10 protein-coding genes (1 of these 10 cut by a window edge) are annotated in these 10,020 nt (G+C 39.8%); 3 read left to right on the top strand and 7 right to left on the bottom strand.

All coding sequences use genetic code 11. The features are described from left to right. A protein-coding gene (locus PMEL_RS06615; RefSeq protein ID WP_231999375.1) for a DUF4112 domain-containing protein crosses the window boundary here: on the top strand, positions 1 to 666 show its 3' portion. 33 nt of this gene lie to the left of the window's left edge; the window shows 666 of its 699 coding nt (coding positions 34-699); the start codon falls outside the window, past its left edge; the stop codon is at positions 664 to 666. Positions 667 to 838: 172 nt separating this feature from the next. Here the strand turns inward: PMEL_RS06615 and PMEL_RS06610 are convergent, their stop codons facing one another. Beyond that, on the bottom strand, positions 839 to 1,333 hold the full coding sequence (locus PMEL_RS06610; protein WP_120174514.1) for a hypothetical protein: 495 nt from the start codon (positions 1,331 to 1,333) through the stop codon (positions 839 to 841). Between the two features lie 146 nt (positions 1,334 to 1,479). On the opposite strand from PMEL_RS06610, the gene PMEL_RS06605 reads away from it, so the two are divergent. Both PMEL_RS06605 and glgP read left to right on the top strand, forming a co-directional pair. Then, positions 1,480 to 3,126: a glycogen/starch synthase gene (locus PMEL_RS06605; protein ID WP_120174513.1), complete on the top strand. Its 1,647-nt coding sequence runs from the start codon at positions 1,480 to 1,482 to the stop codon at positions 3,124 to 3,126. Positions 3,127 to 3,177: 51 nt separating this feature from the next. After that, positions 3,178 to 5,736 carry an alpha-glucan family phosphorylase gene (glgP, locus tag PMEL_RS06600; RefSeq protein WP_120174512.1) on the top strand — a complete coding sequence of 853 codons (2,559 nt, stop codon included), beginning with the start codon at positions 3,178 to 3,180 and terminating at the stop codon, positions 5,734 to 5,736. Between the two features lie 172 nt (positions 5,737 to 5,908). On the opposite strand, the gene PMEL_RS06595 is transcribed toward glgP, so the two are convergent. From PMEL_RS06595 to rhuM, 6 genes are all read right to left on the bottom strand, one after another. Continuing rightward, positions 5,909 to 6,505 (bottom strand): HU family DNA-binding protein, encoded by a 597-nt coding sequence (locus tag PMEL_RS06595; protein WP_120174511.1) that lies wholly within the window; start codon positions 6,503 to 6,505, stop codon positions 5,909 to 5,911. Positions 6,506 to 6,969: 464 nt separating this feature from the next. Further along, positions 6,970 to 7,797, bottom strand: a complete 828-nt coding sequence (locus PMEL_RS06585; protein WP_120174509.1) for a DUF4595 domain-containing protein — start codon at positions 7,795 to 7,797, stop codon at positions 6,970 to 6,972. Between the two features lie 194 nt (positions 7,798 to 7,991). Next, entirely contained in the window at positions 7,992 to 8,234 is a 243-nt protein-coding gene (locus PMEL_RS06580) for a hypothetical protein (protein ID WP_120174508.1), read from the bottom strand. Next, on the bottom strand, positions 8,231 to 8,710 hold the full coding sequence (locus PMEL_RS06575) for a DUF3990 domain-containing protein (protein WP_120174659.1): 480 nt from the start codon (positions 8,708 to 8,710) through the stop codon (positions 8,231 to 8,233). The genes PMEL_RS06580 and PMEL_RS06575 overlap by 4 nt, the downstream gene beginning before the upstream one ends. Positions 8,711 to 8,718: 8 nt before the next feature. Further along, complete coding sequence (locus PMEL_RS06570; RefSeq protein ID WP_004361059.1) at positions 8,719 to 8,943, bottom strand: DUF3791 domain-containing protein; 225 nt, start codon at positions 8,941 to 8,943, stop codon at positions 8,719 to 8,721. Between the two features lie 86 nt (positions 8,944 to 9,029). Further along, entirely contained in the window at positions 9,030 to 10,007 is a 978-nt protein-coding gene (rhuM, locus tag PMEL_RS06565) for a virulence protein RhuM/Fic/DOC family protein (RefSeq protein ID WP_120174507.1), read from the bottom strand. Positions 10,008 to 10,020 lie beyond the last annotated feature (13 nt).

Raw genomic sequence — 10,020 nt, 5'->3', positions numbered from 1 at the left:
TTAGATCATGATACTGAAAGTGGAATGAAGGATAGCAATATTGCTTTAGATAAGATGGCCGCTGTTAATAATGTGGGAGAATCTAAAGATTTTGACGAGGCACTTATGGACAGTAATAAGGCGTTTAATAGTAAAGATGAAAGGCGGCGACAAAGAAGGGAGAAACGTATTAAGGATTTGAAAGAATCAAGGTCGTTTTGGCTTATTAGTACGATAACTAAGTGGGCCGATAAGTATTTTTTGGATGCACTTCTTGGTTTTATTCCATCTGTAGGTGATGTTGTTTCCTCTATTTTTGGTTTACCTTTTATATATGTTTCTCTGTTTAAGGTTAAGTCAATTCCACTAACCTTAGCTATCATATACAACTATTTAGTGGATATACTTTTGGGAAGTATTCCTTTTTTTATTGGAGATGCTATTGATTTTTTCAGCAAAGCACATGTAAAGAACTTAGATTTGATTACGCGCTACGTGGAAGGAGATAAGAAAACAATCAGACAGGTGAGATCAAAAGCTTTAGTGACGGGGCTTCTTATTGTTGTACTCAGTGTGATTATTTATTTTGTTTTCAGATTACTGATAGGTGTAACGGAATGGACTTGGAGTTTGCTTATCACAATGTTTAATTGGCTGATAGGCTATTTTAGCGGTTCGTATAGCTAATTGTATGTTTTAATGCTGTTGCTTATATTCTACTGTCTATTTTTATGAAAAGAAATAATCCTCACGATGATAACTTGTTTATCATTGTGAGGATTATTGTTTATCCGTACTATTTGGTATTGTTTTATACGTTATGTTTTCTTATTAAAGCTACGTGAAAGTAGGTTTTAACCTATTTTTTTTGCTTAATGTAGAAAGTTATATCCTTTGGAATCTTTACCCACTTGTTATCAACGACGATTTTCATCGTGCTACCACTAAGTCGGCTTAGCGTATATGTACCATCCGAATTGTGTTTCAGTTCTGCTTTGAGGTCCTCGCTTCCATAGTCATTTATGATGGTTAGGAGAGCTTTTTTGCCTTTAATGGCAGCATCAGAAATAATCCACTTGCGTGTATCACGCACTGCACCGAAGTAGCCTGGAACCTCTCCGAATATCTCTTGTCGTGGCACAGTGATGTTATTATGATAGAAGTCAATATCCATCCATACTTGGAACTCATCATTGACGAGATGTGCCTTAAAGATAGAATCATTATTCTGTGCTATCTTTCCTGTTTTTGAAGGAGAAGTTTCTGTCTTTGTAGTGGATAAGTTGCTTTGAGCGGACATGTTGGTTGAAAAAGCCAACATAGCCATTATTGTCAGTACAATCTTTTGTTTCATGTCTATGAATGTTGGTTAATTGCAAAGATAATGATTTTAATTAATTAATACTATACATTCCTCAAAAATGTATAGATTAAATTGTTGATTTACTTATTTTTGTATTACCTTTGTGGCGATATATATCAAATATTTTAAAGGAGAAGATGTTGTTTCCAGATTATATTTTTGAGACCAGCTGGGAAGTATGTAATAAGGTTGGAGGAATTTATACAGTACTTTCTACGCGTGCAAAGACATTACAAGATAAGATAAAAGATCATGTTATCTTTCTTGGTCCTGACTGCTGGCAAGAGACACCGTCCCCTTACTTTAAGGAGGATAAGAAGCTATTTGCTGCGTGGCAGCAGAAAGCAGCTTCTGAGGGGCTGTCGGTAAAGGTCGGCCGTTGGGATATCCCTGGTGAGCCAATCGCTATGCTTGTTGATTTTCAGTCATACTTTGCTTATAAAGATGAAATTTATGGTAAGCTTTGGGAGTATTATCGTGTTGATAGTCTTCATGCTTACGGTGATTATGACGAATCAGCAATGTTTGCTTATGCTACGGCACTTGTCGTAGAGAGTTTCTATAAGTTTTATCTAAGCGAGAAAGATAAGGTAGTTTTCCATGCAAATGAATGGCAGACAGGCTTTGCAGCACTCGTCTTGCAGCATCGTCAGCCACAGATAGCATCTATCTTTACAACTCATGCAACGGGTATTGGTCGCAGTATTGCTGGCAACAACAAACCTTTGTATGAATACCTCTGGGCTTATAATGGTGACCAGATGGCTTCAGAGTTGAATATGGAGAGCAAGCATTCTATTGAGAAGCAGACAGCTCACCATGTTGATTGCTTCACGACAGTGAGCGATATTACTGCAACAGAGTGCAAAGAGTTGCTTGATAAACCAGTAGATTTAGTTCTTCCAAATGGTTTTGAAAACGACTTTGTACCAAAGGGTGCAACCTTCACAAAGAAGCGCAAGGCAGCGCGTAAGCGTTTGCTTGATGTTGCCAATGCGTTGATAGGTGACGATATACAAGATGATGCGTTAATCGTATCAACCAGCGGACGATATGAGTTCCGCAATAAAGGTATTGATGTGTTCATAGAATCAATGAACCGCTTGCGTTTTGATGAGAACCTAAAGAAGCAGGTAGTAGCCTTCATTGAGGTTCCAGGCTGGGTAGCAGGTCCTCGTCAGGACCTTGTAGAGCGTCTCAACAGTGGCAAGCAGTTTGATACACCATTGGAGAAGCCTGTACTTACGCACTGGCTCCACAATATGGACAATGATAATGTGCTGAATATGCTCGGCTCCCTTGGCATGAACAATGCAAAGGAAGATAAAGTAAAGGTCATCCTCCTGCCTTGTTATCTGACAGGAGATGATGGCATTATGAATATGAGCTATTATGATCTCGTATTGGGTAACGACCTCTGTGTCTATCCTTCATACTATGAGCCATGGGGCTATACACCATTAGAGGCAGTAGCCTTTAAGGTTCCTTGTATTACAACCGACCTTGCAGGTTTCGGCTTGTGGGCAAATACAGAGAAGGGCAAATACAGCGAGATAGAAGACGGTGTTAAGGTATTACATCGTACTGATTATAATTATTCTGAGGTAGCTGATGGTATTAAGGATACCATAGCCCGTTACTCTTGCTTTACGAAGACGGAGGTGAACAAGTGTCGTTCAAATGCTGAGAAGCTCTCTCGTAAGGCACTTTGGAGTGAGTTTATCATCTATTATGAGCAGGCTTACGACATAGCATTAAATAAAGCAGCTGCAAGAAACAAGTGATAACTGCTTAGTAACGAAATAAAGAAATAACAGTCAAAACTATAATAAGTTATGAAAATTAAATCAGATTATTCCAACGAACCTCAGTGGAAAGAGGTAACTGTAAAGTCAACTCTGCCAAAGGAACTGGCATGTCTTGATGAGCTTGCTCACAATATGTGGTGGGCATGGAATTACGAAGCACGCAACATGTTCAAAGCTCTCGATGAGGAACTCTATGAAGAGGTTGGACATAATCCTGTCCAGCTCCTTGAGCGTCTTAGCTACGACCGTAAGGAAGCTATCGTAAAGGACAAAAAGCTGATGAAGCAGGTGAGTGATGTCTATAAGAAGTTCCGTACTTATATGGACGTTAAGCCTAACAAGAAGCGTGCTTCTGTTGCTTACTTCTGTATGGAGTTTGGTCTTAACCAGGCTTTGAAGATTTATTCTGGTGGTCTTGGTATATTGGCAGGTGACTACATTAAGGAAGCTTCTGACTCTAATGTAGACTTCTGTGCTGTAGGTTTCCTCTATCGCTTTGGTTACTTCACACAGAGTCTTTCTATGGACGGCCAGCAGATTGCTAAGTACGATGCACAGAATTTCAACTCTCTTCCTATTGAGCGTGAGCTTGATGAGAATGGCAATCAGGTTGTTGTTGATGTACCTTACCGTAACTATATGGTACACGCACTTGTATGGCGTGTAAACGTTGGACGTATTAAGCTTTACTTGCTCGATACAGACAACGATATGAACTCTGAGTTCGACCGTCCTATCACTCACTCTCTCTATGGTGGTGATTGGGAAAACCGTTTGAAGCAAGAGATTCTGCTTGGTATCGGTGGTATTCTTACCTTGAAGAAATTGGGTATCAAGAAGGATATCTATCACTGCAATGAAGGTCACGCAGCACTTTGTAATCTCCAGCGTCTTTGTGACTACATTGAGAGTGGCTTGACATTTAATCAGGCTATGGAGCTTGTACGTGCCTCATCACTTTATACCGTTCACACCCCAGTTCCTGCAGGTCACGACTACTTCGACGAGGAACTCTTCGGTAAGTATATGGGTGATTATCCTGCAAAGCTCGGTATCTCTTGGGATGAGTTCATCGGTATGGGACGTACAAATCCAGACGATCACAGCGAGCGTTTCTGTATGAGTACTTTCGCTTGTAACACCTGTCAGGAAATCAATGGTGTATCAAAACTTCACGGTTGGGTAAGCCAGAAGATGTTTGCTCCATTGTGGAAGGGTTACTTCCCAGAGGAGAACGCTGTAGGTTATGTTACCAATGGTGTACACCTCCCAACATGGACAGCAACAGAGTGGCGTAAGCTTTACGATAAGTACTTCGATAAGAGCTTTATGAGTGACCAGAGCAATGAGTCTATCTGGCACGCAATCTATAATGTTCCAGATGCAGAAATCTGGGAGACACGTATGGCTTTGAAGCAGAAGCTTATCAAGTATATCCGTGATAAGTTCACTAAGCAGTGGCTCCGCAACCAGGGTGATCCAGCTAAGGTCGTATCTATCCTTGAGCGTATCAACCCTAACGCATTGATGATTGGTTTCTGCCGTCGCTTTGCTACTTATAAGCGTGCACACTTGCTCTTCACCGACCTTGAGCGTTTGGAGAAGATTGTAAACAACCCAGAGCGTCCAGTTCTGTTCTTCTTCTCAGGTAAGGCACACCCAGCTGATGGCGCAGGTCAGGGACTTATCAAGCGTATCTTCGAGATTTCTCGTATGCCACAGTTCCTCGGTAAGATTATCTTCCTTGAGGACTACGATATGCAGTTGGCTCGTCGTCTCGTTTCTGGAGTTGATATCTGGATGAACACACCAACTCGTCCACTCGAGGCAAGTGGTACATCTGGTGAGAAGGCAGAGATGAACGGTGTTGTAAACCTCTCAGTACTCGATGGCTGGTGGGTTGAAGGCTACCGTGAGGGTGCAGGATGGGCATTGCCAGAGAAGCGTACCTATCAGAATCAGGGCTATCAGGATCAGCTCGATGCAGCTACTATCTACGGTCTGCTTGAGAACGAGATCGCACCTCTCTACTTCAATAAGGATGCTAAGAAGGGCTACTCAGAGGACTGGGTAAAGGTTGTGAAGAACTCTATCGCAACTATCGCTCCTCACTATACAATGAAGCGTCAGCTTGACGACTATTATGACAAGTTCTATGAGAGTCAGGCTAAGCGTTCTCATAAGCTTGAGGCTGATGATAATAAACTTGCTAAGGAGATTGCTCTTTGGAAGGAATCTGTAGCAGAGCGTTGGGACAGCATCTATGTTGTTTCTAAGAACGAGGATGCATTGCAGGACATTTCTACAGGTCATAAGATTAAGGTTACTTACACAATCGACGAGCAGGGCTTGAACGATGCAGTAGGTCTTGAGTTGGTATTCTTAAAGAATGCACCTGTTGATGACGTAAACATCCACAAGGTAATCCCATTCAAGATGGTGAAGACAGAGGGTAATCACTATACCTTCGAGGCTACTTTTGATGCAACTGTAGCAGGTGCTTATAAGTACGCTGTTCGTATGTATCCTAAGAACGATCTCTTGCCACACCGTCAGGACTTCGCTTATGTGAAGTGGATTGGATAAGAACAGTCTAAGGACTAATCAATAATAAAAAGCCATTCCTAAATGCTGTAAAGTATTGGGAATGGCTTTTTTGTGTTTCTATGCTATTGAATTATAACTGGGTCTAATCTAATTTACAATGGTAATATGCCATTTCCCTCTATATGTTTACCATTTGTTTACCGCCTTCTGCTTACCCTTTTTTATATATTTTGCGATAACGTGAACCGATGTTGATGATTTTCTTTTCATGTTCTAACTGTGCTGTAAGTTGATAGGCGTAGGTGGTAGAAAGGTTCAGACGGCGACGGAGGTCGTTAACGGTGATTATCGGACTCTCTTCAAACAACTCTTTTAGTGCAGCGTTAACGGCTGATTTTATAGGAAGTGTGGATGTACCGTCTTTGTAGGTTTTGTTTTCAAAATCCATCTTTCCTAACGCTTTGTGAAGATCCTTATCGGGGCGGAATCTGATTTTGCGAACTGCAACATTACGGAGATGGTGATGATGCGTCTTAGGGTCTTCGTACATGTCGCCTTTAAGGGCAAGCGAGAAGAATCCAATGCCCGGTAGATGAACTGTATTCCCACTTTTTAGCTCCTCTGCTAATTCTGTTTTTAATGCAGCGATAGTCCCGAGAATGTCGGCTGTTGTGAGTGTTGTCGTTTGTTGGATACGCTGACAGATTCTATCTATTCCCGTGACATCTTTCTTGATAGGTACGATTCTTAGTGCTTTACGTTGTGCGAGTTTACCGCTTGTTCTTAATAGTTTGTAATTTACAGTCATAGCTTTACGTTTGTAATAAGGGTTAATAATTATCTTTTTCGTGAGCCGTCAGTGTGTGAAAGGAGTCTCTATAATCACATACTTCTGGCTTAGGCAGAATTCTTTTCACGAAAGAAAGAAATTATTTACGTGAAAATAAATATTTCTTTTCATGAAGAAAAATATTTTTTTTCATGAAAATAATTCGAGATTCATGCTGCAAAGATACTGTTTCAATGGTCGCTTGGCAAGGATAAGCTATGTAGTAATGTCTGTATTTGTGCTTTTTTGCGTGGGTTTAGATTTTGGATGGGTAGGTAAAAGGGTAAAAGAAAAGCTCTCAGACCAGTGTGGTATGTGGTTTGAGAGCTGTATTTTGAAAATAAAAACCGACTGATTTCCTTTTCGAGTGTACTTTATAGAAGGATGATAATAATTATATGATAGAAACTCAGTAAAGATGTTTTGAAACAAAACTCCTTTTTTTACCACCCGAACTTGTATTGATGGCTACCGCTTGTCATTGCTGTTGGGAAACCATTACTATTGAAAGTCCATGTAAAGTTGGTTTTGTTGCCGCTCTTATCAATAAGCTGTACAGGCAAGTTCTTAGTTGCTTTTCCAAGCAATCCTGCATAGTAGGCGTATTTCATTGCGCCAATGTCAATACCAAACGTTGTATTGAAGAGCATAATGTTACCCTTGTTCACTATAGGAGCTGGGGTTGTATCTGAGGTATAAGCAACTTTACAAGTATCTTTCTTTCTTGTTGTTGTTTGTGAGACGATAGTTTTTGTCTCTATTTCAGAGATGTTGCTATCTTTATAAGTCAAAGTAAGTTCTTTGTAGTTATCTGCTGAATGGATTATATTAATTAGTTGCTCATTATCGTTATAAGTGAACCTCCATATATCTTCCTTTGTATTTTCCTTTTGCTCTATCACGCATCTTCTAACAAAACCGTTGTTGTTCAGATACATTCTGTAGATCGTTGTATCTCCATTACGTTCTACTTTCATGAAGACATTTGGGACTACAATAGCACGTGTTTTTGTATTATTGTATTTAAAAGATACCATTTCATCCTTAGTCTCAATACTTGTAACTAATCCTTTTTCATCTGTTTGGATAGTCATACTGTCCACCTCTTTAGGCGTTCCATTAGTGAATACCTTTGAAAGGTCAATTGTTACAGGATCTGGCAAGCCGTCAATAATCCAGTCATCATCGTTTTTGTTACTGCATGATGATAAAACAAATGTTGCACCTATTACTGCTGCAGTAAGAAGTGCGATTGTAATAGTCTTTTTCATTGTCCCGTTTTTGTGTTATAATTTTGTAATTGGCACGTTCTTGTCAACTCATTGGCTTGTGCTTTTAATCTCTGTTGCAAATATATAAATTTATTTTTTCAGTGATATGTTTCTATACTAAAATCTTATTAATTTAGGGTGAAAAAGTCAGCAATTAGCTTTATATCATAGCTTCGCTTTGTTCTGTGTTTCTTTTAGAACATTTCCCTTCGATAATCACCCGTCAAAAATTCCTGTTTTAGAAAAGCGTATATATAGCCGGGACTTTGATAATACAATCCTGTTGACTGGTCCTGAATACGGCTGTAAGTGTCAGAGTTATAAAGCATATCAATTGCTTCGGACATAGTACAATGTCTGTCTTTCATCAATAAGGCTATAAGTTCTGCGCATACATCCTCTTTCATTATATCAATCTGTTCGTCAGTGAGTTTCATAATTTCTTTAGTTTTGATATTGCTAATTCTGTTCCGAAGTAATATTGAAATGTTATACCTTGCGAGTATTTCAGTTCGTTGACGAGTTGTTCCAGACTTATCATCCCTGTTTTATATCGGCGGAGTTGAAAGGTTACTCCATCATCAGCGATAGGTCCATAAACAATATCAAAATTATGGCAAGGTTGCTCTGTATTGGTATCTCTGTTCTTTAGTACAAACTCTGCCCATTCCTTACTGTACTCTTCAAAACGTAAGATTCTCAAACTATCGCAATCGAGTGTTGTCTCATCAAATTGATATTTATTGAGTGTAGGCTTTCCTTCAAGTAAGATTGATGTTCTTTGTTCTGCCATGCGTTGTGCCTGCTGCTTATCGGCTGACAGATAAAAGCCTTTGCCAAAGTCCTTGTATGGTTTGGACTTTGTAAGATCAATCTTGTCAATATCAATATTAGAACCATGATAGAGAATCATAGGCTTTATCATTTTAGCGCACCGCCATTCCTCTGACAGATGATAGAAATGTCATGAATAGCATCCTCAAAGGACTGTGTGTGTAGGACATCATAAAAGGACATCAAGTAGTCTATTCCCTTAAAACGCTTAAGGTAATTGTATGCCTGTCGCTGACCAAGATTAAACTTCTTAGCAAACTCTGCTATTAAAGCGACGATGTAGCGTATTTGATTTGTTTCCTCTCTTGACATACTTTGTTCATTATATTCACGACAAATATATGAATTATTTTCCGAAATACTACTATCTGTCTACGAAAAGTTTATAGCAATGCAGGTTAATTGGCTTGGTTGATAAGGTTCACCACTACCTTTACCATTATATCCTTTTCCTCTGTTTTACTCTCGGCAATCATTAGGGTGAGGGCAACGAGGGTGTTGTCAGCAATTCGTTTGGTGCCATCGGGACGATAGAGGATAGCGTTGTTGTTCATAAACCATAGGAATAACGTTGCTGCAATGCGTTTATTGCCATCGCTGAACGAGTGATTCTTGGTGACAAGATATAGTAGCATAGCTGCTTTCTCCTCTACACTCGGATAGAGTTCTGTACCATCAAAGGTCTGATAGATTTGCCCGATAGAGCTTTTGAAGGAGTCATCTTTCTCATTACCAAAGAGAACAGAGCCACCAAACTTCTGTCGAAGAATATCTATCTCGTGCATAGCATTCTCGTATGTAGCGTGGAAAGGTTCTTCTTTGGTGGTCTTGGCGATGTGAAGTCGCTGGTAATCATAGTTGTCGAGTGTGTCGAGTGCGTAGGTATAGTCTACAACGACGTCAAAGAGAGCGTTACTTTCATCTGTCGTCTTTGCGGGGTGTTGCTGGATAGCTCTGCCTAAAACTTGTATTAATTGGCGTAGCTCTGCAATCTGGTGTTTACGTATATTCTCGTTGATGGCATAGCCTTTGACAAGATACTGCTTGAGAATAGAGTTTGCCCATTGGCGGAAACGAACGCCCCTTTGGCTATGTACTCGGTAGCCTACAGATATAATTACATCAAGAGTATAATATGGGACAGGCTTTTTTATACCATTAACGTGCAAAAAATGCACGTTATTCTCTCGTGTTAGTTCTGCTTCTTTAAAAACATTGTTTACGTGTCTTCGTATGTTTGACTCTTCTTTGTCAAAGAGTTTTGCCATTTGCTTTGTACTTAGCCATACGGTTTCTCCTTCCAACTTTACATCAAGTTGGGTCTTACCATCTTCACTTTGATAGATGATAATTTTGTCGTTTAGGTTTTCAGTCATATTGTTTAGGTTT

This window comes from Prevotella melaninogenica (assembly GCF_003609775.1).
Lineage (GTDB): Bacteria > Bacteroidota > Bacteroidia > Bacteroidales > Bacteroidaceae > Prevotella > Prevotella melaninogenica_A.
This window is presented reverse-complemented; position numbering and strand designations above follow the sequence as displayed.